The following is a 20871-nucleotide window of genomic DNA, read 5'->3' on the forward strand; positions in this document are numbered from 1 at the left end:
ATGGAACAGACTTGAGATAAGAAAATTTTATGATATTTGAGACTCTCATTCAAAACACTCTTTACAAATCAATATAGTGTCATTATGCGATTTTACCTCACATAAATTCTTCTCATTATATTCATGTTTCTCATGAATACTAAAATGTGTTAAACCCCTGTTCAAAGTAAAATGAGTGAACAAACATTTCTATTCTTTTATAGATGTTTATGTAAACTTGAATTACAAACGTAAGAATCCTGATTGAAACCAAAGTCTGTGTCCTCGTAGCCTTTTCTATAACACAAATGCTTTGGTTATCTTCGCTCCATAACAGAAAGAAGAATATTAAACTTCATCTAAACTTACCTTTTTAAGACACAATGAAAAAAATATTTTTCATTCCATGATGTGTAAGTATTTAAACTTCCTAAATATTGGCTTCTCAAAAATAAAAAGACGCATCAAAAACGCTTACAAAAGAGACCTATCTTTAGAAGGGCACCGCATATTACATCAAAAACTGTGTTAGCTTCCCTTAATAAAACCTTCACTATTTTTCATAAAGCTTTCATTTTTAGAACATCCCCAAAAACACCTATTTGCGTTTCTCTTATAGATAGATTAAATAGAGATAGCACCTTTGATCACTTTATCTGTATGAACTCCTCTTTTGGGCAATAATTTATGGTATCTAACACGCCTTTTCTCGCTCTTTTACCTTTGGGCGCACATGAATATCACGGAGAGCACCTTCCCTTTGAAACCGACTGGATTATTGCTGAAGCTTTTGCAAAAGCCCTCACGTTAGAAACAAAAGAACAATTTCATATCGCCCTTTTACCGGTTGAAAAAATTGGCTATTCTGTAGAACATATGGATATCACAGGCACACAAACTCTTACCTTTTCTGATGCGATTAAGCGCTGGATAAAGATTGGTGAAAACTGCTATCACAAAGGGATCAAACGTCTTCTTCTTCTCAATGCTCACGGAGGCAATTCACCTTTAATGAGCATTGTTATCACCGAATTGAGAAGGCGCTTTTCCATGCTTGCTGTCGCAACAAGCTGGAGCCGTTTTGGCTTGCCGCAAGGTCTGATAGAGCCCGCTCAACAGCCTCTTGATATCCATGGTGGTTTTATTGAAACCTCTCTCATGCTCTATTTAGCGCCAGAAAAAGTCCATATGGAAAGGGCTAAAAATTTTCGTAATAAACAAGCAGATATGATTGCCAATTATCGCTATTTACGCGCTTATGGTCCCCATGCCTTTGGCTGGACAATGCGAGATCTCAACACGCACGGTGCAGCAGGAAATGCAAGCAAAGCAACCCCCCAAGCCGGTGAAGCAATCTTTTCTCATGTTCTGTCTCAGCTTCGTGATTTACTTGATGATATCAAGCGATTTAACATAAACACATGGCGATAAAGAACAAAATAAAGGTCCCCTCATGGAAAAGATACCCCAAAAAAAACTTCCTGTTACAGTTCTCACGGGCTATCTTGGTGCAGGAAAAACCACCCTTCTCAACCGCATTCTCAGTGAAAATCATGGCAAACGCTATGCCGTCATTGTCAATGAATTTGGTGAAATTGGGATTGATAATGACCTGATCATTGAATCTGATGAAGAAATTTATGAAATGAATAACGGCTGTGTTTGCTGCACCGTGCGCGGTGATCTCATTCGCATTCTGGAAAGTCTGATGCAACGCTCCCATCGATTTGATGCGATTATTATAGAAACAACAGGGCTTGCTGATCCCATTCCTGTTGCACAAACCTTTTTCATGGATGATACTGTCCATGAAAAAACAGCTCTCGACAGTGTCATAGTTGTCGTTGATGCAAAGTATTTTCCCTCTCAACTGAAAAAAAGTCGTGAAGTTGAAGAGCAAATTGCCTTCGCAGACATCGTTCTTTTAAATAAGATTGATCTCGTCACAACACAAGAACGTGCCCATGCTGAATCTCTTATTTTTGCCATTAATCCTCGTGCCATACTCTATACAACACAGCGCACCAATATTCCTCTTGATAAACTCCTCAATTGTGGTTTCTTTGATCTCCAACGCGCTTTAGACCATGAGCCTCATTTTCTTGATCACGAGCATACAGATCAACATGGAGATCATGTGTGTGGTCCCGATTGCCATCATGACCATCATCATCACACATCGAGCATTCATGATATTACCGTCACTTCTATAAGTTTAAAAACAGGAGCCCTGCAACCAGAAAAGTTTTTCCCTTGGATCCAACAGGTTACGCAGCAACAAGGACCAGATATCTTGCGTCTCAAAGGCATTATCGCCTTTCAAGGAGATGATGATCGCTATGTCATTCAGGGCATTCATATGTTTCTTGAGGGACAACACCAACGCCCATGGCGTGAAGATGAAAAACGAGAAAGCCGCCTTGTTTTTATCGGACGCTGTCTTGATGCTGAAAAGTTAAAAACTGATTTTGAAAATTGCGCATAAAATGAGTGACAATGCCAAACATTACCCATTATGATCTCCAAAGTTACTGCCTTTCCTGTGGTTTTATAGGCAACAAACCAGCCTTTGTTTCCGTAGAAGGTTTGATTGTTTTTTTAACCCCAACCCCACAAACCTTTGACGTTCACAAAGGAATAATTTCAAGTCATTTTTCTCATGACAATACCGCGATCATCACAGGAGGAGAAGATGGAAAAGTCTGTCAAACAAGAGCTGATGGTCACACAGAACTTCTCAGTCAAAAAGAACGCAAATGGATAAATAACGTTGTTTTTGGTCCCCAAAAAGCTTTTGCCTTTTCCGCCTCACGTCTCACATTTGTACATGTTGGAAAAGAACGACAAGAGTTTACGTATGAGCGCAGTATAGAAGGATTGGCTTTTGCCCCAAAAGGTTTACGACTTGCGGTTGCCCATTACAATGGCGTTACGCTTCATTGGCTCTCAACGCAAACATCTCCCACCACATTGGTATGGAAAGGCGCTCATTGTGGCGTCACCTTTTCACCAGACAACCGCTATGTCATTTCCACGCTGCAAGAAAACGCCTTGCACGGCTGGCGTCTTACCGATCATCAACATTTACGCATGAGTGGTTACCCAAGCAAAGTCAAAAGTTGGTCTTGGAGTGCAAAAGGAAAATGGCTCGCAACATCAGGTGCTTCTGCAGCAATTGTTTGGCCCTTTCATACAAAAGACGGTCCCATGGGAAAAACACCCTTAGAACTTGGAACACGAGCAAATGCACTTGTTAGCACCGTTTCATGCCATCCAAGCAAAGAAATTGTAGCCATAGGCTTCAATGATGGAATGATTTTAGCGGCACATTTTCGTGACGGAAAAGAAGTCATTCTAAAAGGTTATGGGAAAAGCGCTATCTCAGCACTCAGCTGGGATCAAACAGGGCAAAACCTCACCTTCGGCAGCGAAAATGGTGAATGTGGTGTGATCAATATCACTGATTAAACCAAGTACCAACAAGTACAACCATCACCGATAAACACACACAATCTTCTAGAAATCTCAGCCCCGCACATCTCTAGAGCTTGCAGAAATCCTAAACACCTTCCCCAAAAATCTCTCAAAAAGTCTCTAAAATTTTTATAATCATGAAGTCTTCCATCTTCCTAATCTCCCCGCTTTAGGCAAGAAAAGACCTTAAACATGTTTTAACCTCTTGGTATCATTCCTCCGTACAAAAATACTATACCTATAAGACCGCACCACCCCATTGCCTATAAAGCCCCCTCCCTCTATAATAATCTATGCTATGAGTTGCACACTCCCATAAAAGCACTTTTCTTAGAATTTGAGCAAAATATAGCTTACATTATTATCGAATAAGACTTATTTATTCCTACGATCAGAAGAAGGGAACTCAACATTATTTTTTTAAATAAAAATTTTTGACCTCCACCCCACACCTCAAAGGACGGAATTCTCAACTAATTCTGATTTACAATTCGAATTCTTGTCTCAACATATCCAGTTGATTTATAAAGAATATTCATTGTTTTACATATCGAATGAAAGCCCTTCAAATTGTAAAGTTCTCTTATTTCAAATCTGTTTATATTGAATGAACAAAAACCTTTTGCTTGCACATTGCAAACAGGGAAACCGTATCAATACAAAACATTGAAAAAATGACTAAAAATACTTCTTATGAACACTTTTGAGAGCTAAAGTCACCGCAATATTGAAAGCTGGAAAATAGAATGATGATACCCACTTATTACAGCAATAAAAATAATCTATATAAAATTACTCTTGGCATCTATCATTTGTAAAAAAAACACTCCTAAAAACACGATAAAGCCTTCTTTACTTTTTATGATAATCTGACCTCAAATGCTCTCTGTCTTTTCTAAAAAAAACAAGTATCTCTCTAAAATTCTCAAGAAAACATCTTAAAAAAATAAATAAAAAAACGGACAAAAATAATCCCAAAAACTCTTAAGAAAAACGCCTAAAGCCATTTTAGCCTACTCTAATATTAAAAAAACAACCATCAATACCGCCTTTTTTGAAAGCTTACACAACAAAGCATTCAGTATAAAAGATTGTCATCACATTCATAATGAAATCTATCCTCATATCACAACATTAAAATTTGTAGAAAAGTTTCTCATTACATAGAAGAAAGCATCTTGAATAACTTCAATCATCAATCAAAGAAATCGTTTACAGTAGCTTTTTATACTTAAAAAAATAACCATATATTGATGAAGGGATATAAGTTAAGAGATTTAAAAGGCAGAAGATTTTTCTGCCTTTCATATAAAAGTGTACAATGGATCTCTTTTAAAAACGGTGGTGCAATCCGGCAGAGAAATGCGCTCCGGAAAAACCAACTTTCTTCAACCTATGTTGATAAGTAACATCTCCATGAAGAGAAAGTTTTGAAGAAAGACGCGCATCAAACCCAAGCCCTGCCTCCAAAGAAGAGCCAAAAGAACCTAACTGGAAATCGTTTTTAAAAGAAACAAATTGCTTATCTTCAAAACTATGCAAATAAGAAAGCTTACTATAAAAAGAAACCTCACGTCCCTTTTCAGAAACACCTAGCGTCTTGCTTAAACGCCCACTAACACGCCCCATCCATTGATGAAATTTTCCTAAATCAACATCAAGATTATCAACATCAAGCGCTTGATGAAATTGAAGATGCTGATAAACAATCTGAACCTGCGGATCAAAAACAACGCCTTTATCGCCTATTGCAAACGTTCTACCACTCGTTAAAGAACCACTAAACTGTTTCCCCTTTAATGCAACAACTTTGCCTCGTGCAAGGGTCAAAACATCACCCTTAAAAAGGCCATACGATAACACCCCATCCATATAAAAACCGGTATCATGCTGCAAACTTCCATAAGCCCCAACAGACCATTTATGAAATGCGCTTTTTTTGCTTTGTTCAACATTCTGAGGGTGTAGAGAAAGGTTTCCATAGTTCCCCAAAGCCCCAAAGAATGTACGCGTATATAAACCCTCAATCTCATTTAACAAAACACCTGCTTGAAATGCATTATAATCCAGCTCAGCGCCATAGCCATATTCAAAATCAGATAAATTGGAAGCATAATGATGGCTTGCCCCATAAGCATGCAGAAAAAAGGCCGTGTCTTTATTATCTCTCCCAAAAGAATAAAAAGCACCCCGCATTGTCTCTAACATCTTATTTTGCGTGGTCATCTCCATCAACCCCGCATGGAATAAAGCATTTGGCAAAAGGAGATACGTTGGCAATTGAGGAACAACAGCTCTAATACCTAGCTCAGGCTTCCCATCAAACGGGACAGAAAGATGAGACGAAGGCTCAACAGGAGCAGAAGGTTGAGAAGGCTTTGGTTCAATAGGATCAGAAGGAGGAGAAACAGCATCAGAATCCGTAGATGAAGGAACAACCGGAACAGGTGGCTCAGATGGCAACGATGTAGAAAGTGGATCGGGAGGTAGAGGATCAACAGGATCAGAGGATGCAGAAGAAGGTGAGTCAGACATAAACGACGTAGAAAGCGGATCGGGAGGTGGAGGATCAACAGGATCAGAGGATGCAGAAGAAGGTGAGTCAGACATAAACGACGTAGAAAGCGGATCGGGAGGTGGAGGATCAACAGGATCAGAGGGCGTAGAAGAAGAAGGCGAGTCAGACATCAACAACGTAGGAAGGGGACCGGGAGGTGGAGAGTCTACAGGATAAGATAATGAAAACGGAGAAGGTTTACCAAATGGACCATGATAAGAACCCAATCCAGAATGAAGATAGATACCTTCAAGACGAAAATCCCAAAAATCCCCCTCACCTTCCACTAATCTTTGCCTAGCATCCGCTTCTCCAAAGGGCGAACCTGGACCATAACCACGAATACGATATTGATAAGGAAAACCCTTCACCGTAGTATAATCATCATAACCATTGGCGAGTCGAAAAGAACCTGCCTGTGCTGTTCCAGCAACTTGAATGAGTGAAATGCTTTGATCTCTTCCCTCGTAGACTTCTTTACTTGCATATTTTGGAAAATTTTGCACACGAATGAATGTCATTCCAGAAACATCACCATAGATCAATATGCGATCCGTCTTTTGGGAATCAAATAACCCCTCATCATTCAAAAATGCATTCAATCTAATCTGAGCATTTCCCTCAGCACTGTAGACTTTTTTATCTATTGAATCTGAAATGTTATCTCTTGCATCTATATTTGTTTTTTTTCCAATGCGCAGAGTTTGATAACCACTATCTTCATCAAAGATCAATGTGCTATTGGAAAGGTGTAGAGAAGAAAGTGATGAAACAGACTCCTGTAAACCATTGTATTTACTTTTGGTAAGATACCATTTTGAATAATGAACTAACTCTAAATCAATAACCGATCTATCCTCAACACGCGTCCCTCCTTTAAGAAAAGAAGAATTTGCTTTCACCAATAGAGAAGCATTATTTTCAGCTTTTAGCAACAAATCACCAGAGATTTTTGTTTCATCCGATAATTCAAGAGTGCCTTTTACTTCATAGTCTTTATTCCCCTTCGCATAAATCGCAATCCCGTCTGGAACTGTCATATTTGTCTCTGATAAATGAACAAATGCCCTCCCCGTGATAACTTTTTTGGTTTCTAAATTTTTTTCATCATCTTGTTGCCTCAACATTTTAGCAAACTCTTCTGGAGCTAAAACATTAAAATACAAACCATGTGCTCTCTCTCCTTTCACAGAAATATTGTTTTTTTCTATCTTAATATTTGTATTTTTAAAGCCATTTGGTAAGATATGCCTTTGAATTAACCTACTATTATCATTGACATAACCTGAAAAGTTTTTAATCAAGAATGCATGCATAGAGTTAAGCTGAAAGAAGCCATTTTTTAAATAAACATCCCCCCCTTGAAAAACCTCAAAAGCTTCTGGCAATCCCCCCATAGCACTATCACCACCCGTTCCCGACTCTTCCCTCCCTCCTTGTCCCATAATACCTATATTATCAAGAAAATAGCGCCCCTCAAACAGAGTTGAAAATGAGCCAATCTGGTTAAAATTAACAGTACCGTCTGACATTCTAACCATTGCACCAAAACCACTCATAATACCGATACTTTTTACATTCGAATTATCGGACTCAATATCGATATTTACACTCTCTAAAGAAATATTTGCTCCTCTCCCCCATGCATAAATAGCATGTGAAGTTCCCTTAATTTCCCCTAATATCATGCTAATAACTGCATCTTGAGCACAAAGAGCAGGTATGTCCTTAAAATTTGAAATTGCTAGATTAAGTCTTCCACCATTTCTTACATACGCCCCATAAGCAGATGTTTTGTCTGGATTATCACCATAAACTGTTACCTGAGATGCATTAACAATAGTGCCTGCCTTTTCTACATATATAGCTGCAATAGGTGCAGTACTAGCAGACGCCTCCTGAGAACTTTTTAAGTAATAAACTTTATTTGCAAGGAAGTGTATTCTTTTATCATCACAATTATAAAACACCCCTCTTCTATCAATTGAAAGGTCCGTAGAACTAACATAAGTAACCTGTAAAAAATAAAGAATAGCTGTTGTAAAGTGACATAAAAATACATGTTTGTGAAATACATAAATCATAACTCTTCTTGACTCCTATTCCCCTACTTTTATTCATTGAAGAATAATAATTTATATTTAAGCTACAAAATTCTGAAAATACAACAAATATAAAACAAGATAGTTACTTTAATACTTAATATAACACTATATACTTATATATAAGTTACTATATAGTTTATGTATAGCTAAAAAAGATGACGCAATCCGGCAGAGAAATGCGCTCCGGAAAAACCAACTTTCTTCAACCTATGTTGATAAGTAACATCTCCATGAAGAGAAAGTTTTGAAGAAAGACGTGCATTAAACCCAAGCCCTGCCTCCAAAGAAGAGCCAAAAGAACCTAACTGGAAATCGTTTTTAAAAGAAACAAATTGCTTATCTTCAAAACTATGCAAATAAGAAAGCTTACTATAAAAAGAAACCTCACGTCCCTTTTCAGAAATACCTAGCGTCTTGCTTAAACGCCCACCAACACGCCCCATCCATTGATGAAATTTTCCTAAATCAACATCAAGATTATCAACATCAAGCGCTTGATGAAATTGAAGATGCTGATAAACAATCTGAACCTGCGGATCAAAAACAACACCTTTATCGCCTATTGCAAACGTTCTACCACTGGTTAAAAAACCACTAAACTGTTTCCCCTTTAATGCAACAACTTTGCCTCGTGAAAGGGTCAAAACATCTCCCTTAAAAAGGCCATACGATAACACCCCATCCATATAAAAACCGGTATCATGCTGCAAACTTCCATAAGCCCCAACAGACCATTTATGAAATGCGCTTTTTTTGCTTTGTTCAACATTCTGAGGGTGTAGAGAAAGGTTTCCATAGTTCCCCAAAGCCCCAAAGAATGTACGCGTATATAAACCCTCAATCTCATTTAACAAAACACCTGCTTGAAATGCATTATAATCAAGCTCAGCGCCATAGCCATATTCAAAAGCAGATAAATTGGAAGCATAATGATGGCTCCCCCCATAAGCACGCAGAAAAAAGGCTGTGTTTTCATCTTCTTTCCAAGAAGAGTGAAAAACACCCCGCATTGTCTCCAACTTTTTATTTTGCGTAGTCATATCCATCAAACCCGCATGGAATAAAGCATTTGGCAAAAGAAGATAAGTAGGCAATTGCGGAACAACGGCTCTAATACCTAGCTCAGGCTGAACATCAAGCGGCATAGGGAGATTAGAGGAAGGTTTCAAAGCATCAGAGGACGTAGAAGGCTTTGGTTCAACAGCATCAGAAGGAGGAGAAACAGGATCAGAATCCGTAGCTGAAGGAACAACCGGAACAGATGGCTTAGATGGCATAACCTCATCCGTAGAAGTCTCAACTGGAACAAGTGGCATAAGTTGCTCAGTAGAAGCTTCCTCTGGAACAGTCGGTACAGAGGGAGGCTCAGAAGGCTTTGGTTCAATTGGTTCAGAAGGAGGTGGATCAGAATCCGTAGATGAAGGAGATTCCGGAACAGATGGCTCAGATGGCAAAGCATCATCAGTAGAAGTTTCAACTGGAACAAGTGGCATAAGTTGCTCAGTAGAAGAATTCTCTGGGACTATTGGTACAGAGGGAGGCTCAGAAGACTTTGGTTCAACTGGTTCAGAAGGAGGTGGAACAGAATCCGTAGATGAAGGAACAACCGGAACATGTGGCTTAGATGGCAAAGCCTCATCAGTAGAAGTTTCAACTGGAACAAGTGGCATAAGTTGCTCAGTAGAAGAATTCTCTGGAATGATTGATACAGAAGAAGGCTCAGAAGACTTTGGTTCAACTGGTTCAGAAGGAGGTGGAACAGAATTCGTAGATGAAGGAACAACCGGAACAGATGGCTTAGATGGCAACATCTCATCTGTAGGAGTCTCAACTGGAACAAGTGACATAAGTTGCTCAGTAGAAGAATTCTCTGGAACGATTGATACAGAAGAAGGCTCAGAAGGCTTTGGTTCAACTGGTTCAGAAGGAGGTGGAACAGAATCCGTAGATGAAGGAACAACCGGAACAGATGGCTTAGATGGCATAACCTCATCCGTAGAAGTCTCAACTGGAACAAACGATTCCGGCGTAGGTTGCTCAGTAGAAGGATTCTCTGGAAAAGTTGGTACAGAGGGAAGCTCAGACGGAACTGGTGCAGAAGGAGTGAGAGTAGAATCCGTAGGGATAAATGTTTCAGACGGTTCAGTTTCTTCAGGCAAAGAAGGTGTAGATGGCATAAGCGGAGGCTCAACAGAAGGAGGCTGCTCAGGTAAAATAGTCTCTGTTGGTCTTTCAGAAGGGATTGTTTCTGCTTCAGATTGAGGGGGTAAAACTATAGATGTGGGCTTAGAAGCAGATTCAGAAGAATTCAATTTAGGACCAATGTAAACACTTTCAATACGAAAATCCCAAAAATCTCCTTCCTCTGCAACCAATCTATTCTTTGGATTCGCTTCTCCAGAAGAAGAACTTGGACCATAAGCACGAAGCTTATATTGATAAGGAAATCCATTTATTGCAGTATAATCACTGAAAAGTTTAAAGGAATCTTCCTCTGCTTCTCCAACAACCTGAATAATCGAAACACTTTTATTGCTTTCGTCAATCACCTTTTTATCTGAAGTTTTTTGAAATTCTTCCATTTCAATAAGCGTGGTTCCCAAAACATTCCCGTAGATGAAAATACGATCCGTTTTTTGCGGATCAAATGAACCATCATTATTCACAAATATTCTCATCTTAATCCGAGTATTACCTGCTGCACCATATACGTACTCCTCCTCATCATCTAATATTACTTGGTTTACCCCCCTTTTTTTCCCAATGTGCAGCGTGTGATAACCAGAGTATTGATAATGATCAAAAACAATTGTACTATCCTCAAGGTCCACACCTGAAAGTGATGAACTCGTAGCATCTGGATTCTGCAAATCTTGATATTTACTTTTGGTAAGATACCAGTGAGAACCATTCTTTAAATGCAAATAAATATCAGAGGTATCTTTGATACGAGAAGCTCCTGTAAGCGTAGAGGAATTTGCTTCAACGAGAAGATAAGAATTATTTTCAGCTTTTAACAATAAATCGCCGGAAATGCTTGTCTTTTTTAAGCTAATTTTAACTTGAGCTCCATAGACATCATTTCCGGAACTATAACCAGAACTATAAATGGCGATACCATCTGGAACCGAAAAAGTCGTCTCTGACAAATGAACAAATGCTTCTCCCATAGTAATTCTTTGCACGCCCGAAAGCGCTGAAGACGACATATAATCACTTACCAAATCAACCCGTACATCTGGATTTAATCCATAAAAATACAGACCATATACGCCCTCACCCTGAACAGAAATTTTTGATCTTTCAATCACAATATTTGTCTTTGTAAACTCATTTGATAAAGCGTATTCTTGAGACAATTTACCGTTACCATCTGCATAACCTGCAAAATTCGTAATCAAGAAGCCATGCATATCAGTCAGCTGAATAGAACCAAAACGGAAATGAATATGACCACCTCGTGATATGTCAAAAGCTCTTGGAAATCTATCAATACTCTCATCATCAACTACAATCGTGTCTTTCTTACCTTTGCCCTGAACATCCGTGGCAACAATAAAATATTTCCCCCCCAATTGTGTTGAAAACCCACTAATCTCATTAAAAGCGACGTTACTGGACACTATCCTAACGGATGCGCCAAAACTACTGACGAATCCAATCCCTTTTGCATTAAAATTATCTGATACAATATCAACATCTAAGTTCATTAAATGAATATCGGTTTTTTCTCCTTCTGCACATACAGCTTGCGAACTGCCTTCAATCTTCCCTCCATCCATCATCACTTGCCCATTCTGAACACGAAAACCGGACATATCTTTAATATTTGAATTGGTTAGAACAAGCTTGCCCTTATCTTTTACATGAGCACTATATAGAAATGATGGCTTTGGTTTATCCGCCATAATATTCGTCTGTGATAAATCTAAAACAGTTCTCTCTTTTTCTATAGAGAAGACCGCAACAAAATTATCTAGAGAAGAGACAGAAGGGGTATAATTTTCATTACTTATCGTATGCTTTTTACTATCGTTATATGTAAGTAAACTCTTTGCTACATTACAGGGAATTCCTACATTATGAGGATTCGCATTAACACTCACGATTGGCAAAAAATAAAGAATAGCTGTTGTAAAGTTACATAAAAATACATGTTTGTGAAATACATAAACCACAACTCTTCTTGGCTCCTATTCCCCTACTTTTATTCATTGAAGAATAATAATTTATATTTAAGCTACAAAATTCTGAAAATACAACAAATATAAAACAAGATAGTTACTTTAATACTTAATATAACACTATATACTTATATATAAGTTACTATATAGTTTATGTATAGCTAAAAAAGATAACGCAATCCGGCAGAGAAATGCGTGCCGGAAAAACCAACTTTCTTCAACCTATGTTGATAAGTAACATCTCCATGAAGAGAAAGTTTTGAAGAAAGACGTGCATCAAACCCAAGCCCTGCCTCCAAAGAAGAGCCAAAAGAACCTAACTGGAAATCGTTTTTAAAAGAAACAAATTGCTTATCTTCAAAACTATGCAAATAAGAAAGCTTACTATAAAAAGAAACCTCACGTCCCTTTTCAGAAACACCTAGCGTCTTGCTTAAACGCCCACTAACACGCCCCATCCATTGATGAAATTTTCCTAAATCAACATCAAGATTATCAACATCAAGCGCTTGATGAAATTGAAGATGCTGATAAACAATCTGAACCTGCGGATCAAAAACAACGCCTTTATCGCCTATTGCAAACGTTCTACCACTCGTTAAAGAACCACTAAACTGTTTCCCCTTTAATGCAACAACTTTGCCTCGTGCAAGGGTCAAAACATCACCCTTAAAAAGGCCATACGATAACACCCCATCCATATAAAAACCGGTATCATGCTGCAAACTTCCATAAGCCCCAACAGACCATTTATGAAATGCGCTTTTTTTGCTTTGTTCAACATTCTGAGGATGTAGAGAAAGGTTTCCATAGTTCCCCAAAGCCCCAAAGAATGTACGCGTATATAAACTCTCAATCTCATTTAACAAAACACCTGCTTGAAATGCATTATAATCAAGCTCAGCGCCATAGCCATATTCAAAAGCAGATAAATTGGAAGCATAATGATGGCTCCCCCCATAAGCACGCAGAAAAAAGGCTGTGTTTTCATCTTCTTTCCAAGAAGAGTGAAAAACACCCCGCATTGTCTCCAACTTTTTATTTTGCGTAGTCATATCCATCAAACCCGCATGGAATAAAGCATTTGGCAAAAGAAGATAAGTAGGCAATTGCGGAACAACAGCTCTAATACCTAGCTCAGGCTGAACATCAAGCGGCATAGGAAGATTAGAGGAAGGTTTCAAAGCATCAGAGGACGTAGAAGGCTTTGGTTCAATAGGATCAGAAGGGGAAGCAACAGGATCAGAATCCGTAGCTGAAGGAACAACCGGAACAGATGGCTTAGATGGCATAACCTCATCCGTAGAAGTCTCAACTGGAACAAGTGGCATAAGTTGCTCAGTAGAAGCTTCCTCTGGAACAGTCGGTACAGAAGGCAGCTCAGGCGGAATAGGTTTAGAAGGAGTAGGCGTAGAATCCGTAGGGATAAATGTTTCAGACGGTTCAGTTTCTTCAGGCAAAGAAGGTGTAGATGGTATCAGCGGAGGCTCAACAGTAGGCGTTTGTTCAGGCGAAATAGTCTCTGTTGGTCGTTCAGAAGGGATCTTATCTTCTTCAGATTGAGGAGGAATAACCGTAGGCGTCGGTTTAGAAGCAGATTCAGAAGAATCTAACTCAGAACCAATATAAACACTTTCGAGACGAAAGTCCCAAAAATCTCTTGTTCCTGCAACCAATCTATTTTTGGGATCTGCATTTCCAGCAGAAGAACTTGGACCATAGCCACGAAGTTTATATTGATAAGGAAAACCATTTACCGTCGTATAACTATTGAGTAACTTAAAAGAACTTTCCTCTGCCCTCCCTGCAACTTGAATAAGTGAAATACTTTGATCGCCCTTCCTTCCTATTTCTTTATCTGAAGTTTTTTGAAATTTTTCCATTCCAATGAGGGTTGTTCCCCCAATATCCCCATAGATCAAAATGCGATCTGTTTGTTGAGGATCAAAGGAACCATCATTATGCATAAATGTGCTCATCTTAATCTGAACATTTCCCTCCGCACTGTATACTTTATTGGACACGTCATCCACACCAGCTGTTTTATTGCTATTGTCTAATGCATGAATATCGTCTCCATTGTTTATTTTGTTTCCAATATACAATGTTTGATAATCTTGAGAGACATATTTCTCAAAAAAAACGGTACTATCCAAAAGGCTCAAAGTAGAAAGCGATGAAACCGTAAAGTCCGCTTCTTGTGAACCTTGATATTTACTCTTAGTAAGATACCATGTTGAACCATTTCTTAACTGCAAATCAATACGAGACCTATCCTCAATGCGTGCTCCCCCTGTAAGAGTCGAAGAATAGGCTTGAACACTAAGAGAAGAATTATTTTCAGCTTTTAACAATAAATCACCAGAGACTTTTGTACTTTCCGATAATTCAAGGGTAGCTTCAGCCCCATAACCAGCATCTCCAGTACCATAAATGGCAATCCCTTCTGGAACTAAAAAATTTGTCTTTGATAACTGAACAGTTGTCTTTTCCAAAGCAACGCCTTGCGTTCCCAGATTTCTCATATTGCCCCATATATCATTGGCATCTAATCCATAAAAATAAAGACCATAGGCTTTCTTCCCCTGAACAGAAATATTGGACTTTTCAATCTTAATATTCGTCTTCTTAAACACATCAGCTAAATTAAATCCTTGCCTCAACAACCTAGCTTCATTATTCACATTCCCTGAAGAACTTTTAACCAAAAAACCATGCATATCACTAAGTTCCATAGAACTATTATTCAATTGAACAAAACCACCTTGAGAGATATCAAAAGCTTCTGGTAATTTATTGACACTTTTCTCACCAACGATAACAGTTTTTTGTTTTCCTTTTCCCTTAATGACAGAACTATCGAAACTATACTCTCCCCCCAAAATTGATGAAAACGGGCCTTTCCCATTAAAAATAACGGTACTCCCTGACAGCCTAATCTTTGAACCCAAACTGCTAATCAGAGCAGTCTCTCCTACACCATTCAATTCTTTTGGTGTTGTTTCTTTTGGTGTTGTTTCAATCTTGACACGCACTAAAACAATATCTGTTCCTTTACCCAGTGCAGAAATAGCGTGAGAAACCCCCGTAATAGTGCCATCTGTCATGCGAATAACCGCACTTTCAGCATGAAGAGCAGGTATATTCTTAAAATTTGAATCTTTTAGATTAAGATGAGCTCCCTCTTTTGCTAATGCACCATAGCCGTATAATTCATCTGCACTATCACCCGTAACAGTTATCTGCGAAGCATCAACAACTGTACCTGCTTTTTCTACATATAGAGCTGAAATAGGAGTAGAATCAGAAATAGATTGTTGAGAATACTCTAAATGATAAGTTTTATTTTTAATCGTATGTTTTTTACCATCATTGCATTTATAAAATTGAGCGTTTGGATCACAGAGATTTCCTAAATTATGAGAACTTGCATTAACACTCACGATTGGCAAAAAAGAAACAATAGCCGTTGTGATAAATAAAAATCTATAATTTCTTAATACATTAATCATAATTCTATTCCCAATTTTTTCTTCTGCCCCCTTGACTTAAAAATAAAAAATACGCGCAATAACGCTCACTTAAACAAACGAATAGTGAGAAGTATAAAACTTAGATATTTATTTTATACTGCACACAAGATTCTGTAGCTTATGTAAAATTCAGATTATATTTTATAGATCCCTCAAAACGATAGCGTAACCCGCCTAAAAAAAATCCTCCCGATACGATACAAAGTTTGAAGACAACTGCGCATTCAACCCTACTCCAGTTTCGAGAAAAGAACCCAAAGCCCCCAATTGGCATTGATCTCCAAACTGCACACATTGTTTTCATCTAAAACTAATGGCAATATGAAACTTTCCATTGAATATCATTGACCGGGTTCTTAACACTTCCAGTAACAGAAACCTTATCTAAAACACTCTTCATTTTTTCTTGTGCAAGTACCCCTGATGAAATTTTATCAGTGTTTTTTAACGGCAAAGCCCCATCAATCTGCAAATTTTCTCTTTCCTCACCTTAATGCTTACCTGACCAAACTTTCTTGCCTTCGAAACACCAGAGAAACTGCTATCAGCAGTATCTGAACAAGTATCACGTGCGCAACCCACACTCCTCAAAAACATCACATGAATAGGACTTTAAAAGAAAACGACACAAAAGCTCCTCTTGCACATTCCCATCTATATTATGCATAAAGAATAAAATAGACATCGTAAGAGCACATAAAGATACATGAAGTTTTAATACTTCCATCATTATTCACTCTAAACTTCCCTTACTTCATCTTCATTAAAAATCGCCCCCCACCTCATCGATAGATTGTTCCTATTATGTGCTATTCAAATAATTTGTTTTGGATTATATGTAAAGCTAAAAACAGAAAAAAACACAATAAAATCATTTTTTGTACTTATAATTTTCACAAAGGGTGAATTATAAAGGAAAAAATGCAACTAAAAATGATAGCTTAATCCACCAGAAAAATGCGTTCCAGAAAAGCCAGCTTTGGTAAATTTATGCTTATAAATCAGATCACTATGAAAAGTAATTTTTGGGGATAACTGCGAATAAACACCCAATCCAGCTTCTAAAGAAGAACCAAAAGAACCAAGCTGAAAAGCATCTTTAAAATACACAAATTGTTTATCATCAAAATTACGAACGAAATGAAGCGTACCATAGAATGAAAGAACCTGTGCATCTTTCGTTAATGTCAGTGTTTTAGTTAAATTCCCCCCAATACGCATCCCCCAATGATCTGGTCTTCGCATATCAATATTAAGATTATCAATATCACGCGTGTTATGAAACTGAAGATTTTGATAAACAAATTGAACCTGTGGTTCAAAAATAAAACATCGACAACCTATCCTAAATGTTTTACCAGCCGTTAAGGAAAAACTTAAGGGCTTTCCTCTCAATGCGGCCGTTTTACCTCGCTCCCGTGTAAGAACATTGCCATTAAACAAACCATAAGAGAAGAGACCATCCATATAAAAACCCGTATCATGCTGCATACTCCCATATGCTGTGATTGTCCATTTATCAAATATACTTTCTTGACGTTGTTTCACCTCTCGAGGCAGCAAAGAAAGCTTGCCATAATTGCCCATAATCCCCAAGGATGTTGTACTGTATGCACTTTCGATTTTCTTAAGTAAAATACCTGCCTCTAGTGCATTATAATCAAGGTCGCCTCCATATCCATATTCCAGTGCAGACAAATTGGAAGTATAACGATGATGTCCCCCGTAACCACGCAAAAATAAAGCTGGACTTTCATTAGTTTTCAACAAACGGCGAGAAAAAGTTCGCAGTGTCTGCAACTGCTTATTTTGATGACTAATATCCACCAATCCAGCATGAAATAAGGTATTTGGCACAAGAATATAAGTCAAAACCTGTGGAACAATGGTTCTCACATTTGGTTCAAAATGAGAAGACGGCTTAAAAATAGGGGATGTAGCAGAAGGACCAGACGCTGAGGGCACAACAACAGAAGAAGGGCGTGAAACAGGAGACGAAACAGAAGGATCAGACGCAGACGACACAGCAACAGAAGGAGGGCGTAAAACAGGAGGCGAAACAGAAGGATCAGACGCAGACGACACAGCAACAGAAGAAGGGCGTAAAACAGGAGGCGAAACAGAAGGATCAAACGCAGACGACACAGCAACAGAAGGAGGGCGTAAAACAGGAGGCGAAACAGAAGGATCAGACGCAGACGACACAGCAACAGAAGAAGGGCGTAAAACAGGAGGCGGAACAGAAGGATCAGACGCAGACGACACAGCAACAGAAGGAGGGCGTAAAACAGGAGGCGGAACAGAAGGATCAGACGCAGACGACACAGCAACAGAAGAAGGGCGTAAAACAGGAGGCGGAACAGAAGGATCAGACGCAGACGACACAGCAACAGAAGGAGGGCGTGAAACAGGAGGCGGAACAGAAGGATCAGACGCAGACGACACAGCAACAGAAGGAGGGCGTGAAACAGGAGGCGGAACAGAAGGATCAGACGCAGACGACACAGCAACAGAAGAAGTGGGGGAAACAGATGTCGGTACAACTGGATGAGATTTAGGAGTACTGGGTCTAACAGGTGCAAGAGAGGGAGGAGGAGAAACAGGAGAAGGATTTGGAACAACCAACATAAAAACATCGGAAGCATCAGATAAGGTCTTAAGATGGGGATCCCTATCAGGAGAAGAAAGACTTGGCTCTTGAGGTTTCTGCTGAGAATTAGGATCGATAACCTCCTCTTCACCTCCAGTCATATGAGGACGAGTTTTAGGAAAAGCAGGAACCTCATCAGAAACAGGAGGAACAACAGCATCAAGAACAGGAAAAATTTCAGTGGGATCAAGAGAGGAAGAATCAACCATTTTACTTTCAAGGCGAAAATCCCAAAATGTTCCAGCGTTTTTAAGCACTCTTTGATTGGAATCTGCTTCTCCTAAAGTAGAGCTTGGACCATAACTCTTAAGATGATACTGATAAGGGGAATCTTCGAGTGCGACATACCCTCCCTTTAACTGAAAAGAATCTTCAGCGGCTTGTCCATAAACCTGAATAATAGAAATCCCCTGATCATTACCGCCCTCTCCTGTCAATGCCCCTGGGCTTCCAGGCACCTTATACACATGGACTATCGTTTTTCCTTCAAGATTACCATTGATTAAAAGCCGATCCGTTTTCTGCTCTTCAAGCCTTCCCCCTTTATCCAAATATGCATTAAGATAAAGATATGCATCACCGTGGGCTTTATAAACCGTCCCTGATCCTTTTCCGATGAGAAGTGTCTGATAGCCATCTGTTGTTTTGGATTTTTGTTCTTCAAAAATAAGAGAACTATCCGTCAGTTCAACCGATGAAATGAAAGAATAATCCCCTAACTTAGCACCAGAAACAACAGAGTTTTGCAATTGTCCAACTTTTGGTCGCGATAAAATCCACCTTGATCCCTTTTTTAACACTATCTTGGCTGTAGAGCTTTCATCAACATATGCGCTTCCCTGTAAGGTAGAAGCATCAGCTTCAATTTTGATATTGGAATTTTCAACAGCTTTTAGAAGTAAATCGCCAGAAACTTTTGAATTTTGTAAGAGTTTAACAGAACTTTCGAATTCTCGGCTATAAAGAGCTGTACTTTCTGGAGCTATAAAAGTTGTCTGGGTCAACTGGACCGCTCCCTTACCAGGTATGATTGTTTTTTTATCATTCAAGACAGCTTGCCAAAAAAAGTGCATACCATGAAATGCATTCCCTCTCACAAAAATATTGGAATGTTTAATATCAGCAACAGCATTATTATTTCCTTTCAATACAAGGCCATGAACATTATTAACATTAACGTTTCCCTTCTGAAAATGAATCATGCCTTTCCCTTGAAGCATACTAAAAGCAGAACCTTCACGAAGATTATCTGTATTTGTTGGCTGTTTCCCGTTTCCCCTAATAGAAACACCCTCTAAATTAATTTCTCCCTCTCCTCCTGTTTGAACAGCAATACCATCAACAAAGTCAATTTTCCCTCCTTTCATATAGATTTTTGCCCCATTATGACTCAAAAGAGCTATCGCACCAGAAGGTGTCTTAATTTCTGTCTTGGTCAAAGAAACCAACGACTGCTCACTCGAAACACTGATCCCCATTCTGGTTGCTTTAATCACCCCGTTTTTCATATCAAAAGCGCCACCCTCGTCAATATCAGCCCCTATCGACACATCATTTAACATGGAGTCGAACAGAGCAACGCCTCCTCCTTTTGAAGCTTTTACACCGGTTGTCCAAACGCCTTTTCCGGAAGGACCATTAGCATTCGAAACACCGTTAATGATTATAGCCTTTCCCTCAATGAGCGTATTTTCCCCGGCAGCCTCTAAAGCTGCATCATAACTTTCACCCGTGAGTTGATAAGTTTTCCCAGAAATTTCATGCGTTTTCCCATCGTTACAGTGATAAAATGAAGCACTTTCGTTACATAAATATTGCTTCTTCTGAGAAGAAACATCATCGGCATCAGCATTGTATACAAAGAAAAAAATAACTGTTGTAAAACGACATAAAGAGAGATGATTTTTGAGCATAATTTTCTACAAACTTTCTTCCCCTTCTCTAAAAATAAAAAAAACACGCGTTCTATTGAATAACTTTGGCTACACGTGATAATTTAAAATACGTTTTGTGTTTTATATAACTACTCCACACTTTGTGTAAAGCCATAATCTACAAACATAACAATTTAAAATTGTGTTATTTATAAAATAACGCGTAAAAATAGAGAAAATTATAGCCCCCAAAGCAGTGATCTCAAGAGAATTTGTAAATTGACACAAAAAGAGATGATGTATTGCCTCACAACTTTATGTTTCTCGCGTTCTCTAAGAGAGTCACAACCATCACGAAGAACCAAACGCCCCAAACAGAATATAGATATTTTGCCAATACACATGCTTGTTTGAAAGACACATCTCTCAACGCATCGAAGCTCATTTCGCGATAGCGCCCCTTGGAAGGATATAATGGTCAATTCATTGAGCATTCCATCTTTACACTGATGAAT

8 protein-coding genes are annotated in these 20871 nt (G+C 38.7%); 3 read left to right on the forward strand and 5 right to left on the reverse strand.

The window, feature by feature from the left end; translation table 11 throughout:
• The first annotated feature begins 666 nt into the window (after positions 1-666).
• The 3 genes from D1093_RS08595 to D1093_RS08605 are packed head-to-tail and all read left to right on the forward strand — an operon-like array spanning position 667 to position 3447.
• Positions 667-1410 carry a creatininase family protein gene (locus D1093_RS08595; protein WP_120102025.1) on the forward strand — a complete coding sequence of 248 codons (744 nt, stop codon included), beginning with the start codon at positions 667-669 and terminating at the stop codon, positions 1408-1410.
• Positions 1411-1432: 22 nt separating this feature from the next.
• Positions 1433-2464, forward strand: a complete 1032-nt coding sequence (locus D1093_RS08600) for a CobW family GTP-binding protein (RefSeq protein ID WP_120102027.1) — start codon at positions 1433-1435, stop codon at positions 2462-2464.
• 11 nt (positions 2465-2475) lie between these two features.
• Positions 2476-3447: a WD40 repeat domain-containing protein gene (locus D1093_RS08605; protein WP_120102029.1), complete on the forward strand. Its 972-nt coding sequence runs from the start codon at positions 2476-2478 to the stop codon at positions 3445-3447.
• Positions 3448-4785: 1338 nt separating this feature from the next.
• On the opposite strand, the gene D1093_RS08610 is transcribed toward D1093_RS08605, so the two are convergent.
• From D1093_RS08610 to D1093_RS08625, 5 genes are all read right to left on the reverse strand, one after another.
• Positions 4786-8094 (reverse strand): autotransporter outer membrane beta-barrel domain-containing protein, encoded by a 3309-nt coding sequence (locus D1093_RS08610; protein WP_120102031.1) that lies wholly within the window; start codon positions 8092-8094, stop codon positions 4786-4788.
• Positions 8095-8261: 167 nt separating this feature from the next.
• Entirely contained in the window at positions 8262-12293 is a 4032-nt protein-coding gene (locus D1093_RS08615) for an autotransporter outer membrane beta-barrel domain-containing protein (protein WP_120102033.1), read from the reverse strand.
• A gap of 167 nt (positions 12294-12460) precedes the next feature.
• Positions 12461-15811, reverse strand: a complete 3351-nt coding sequence (locus D1093_RS08620; RefSeq protein WP_150222309.1) for an autotransporter outer membrane beta-barrel domain-containing protein — start codon at positions 15809-15811, stop codon at positions 12461-12463.
• Positions 15812-16142: 331 nt separating this feature from the next.
• Positions 16143-16304 (reverse strand): hypothetical protein, encoded by a 162-nt coding sequence (locus tag D1093_RS09940; protein ID WP_167309092.1) that lies wholly within the window; start codon positions 16302-16304, stop codon positions 16143-16145.
• A 455-nt stretch (positions 16305-16759) separates the two neighbouring features.
• The gene (locus D1093_RS08625) at positions 16760-20395 is read right to left on the reverse strand and encodes an autotransporter outer membrane beta-barrel domain-containing protein (RefSeq protein ID WP_244613988.1); all 3636 of its coding nucleotides are present in this window, start codon (positions 20393-20395) and stop codon (positions 16760-16762) included.
• Positions 20396-20871 lie beyond the last annotated feature (476 nt).

The organism is Bartonella kosoyi, assembly GCF_003606325.2.
GTDB lineage: Bacteria > Pseudomonadota > Alphaproteobacteria > Rhizobiales > Rhizobiaceae > Bartonella > Bartonella kosoyi.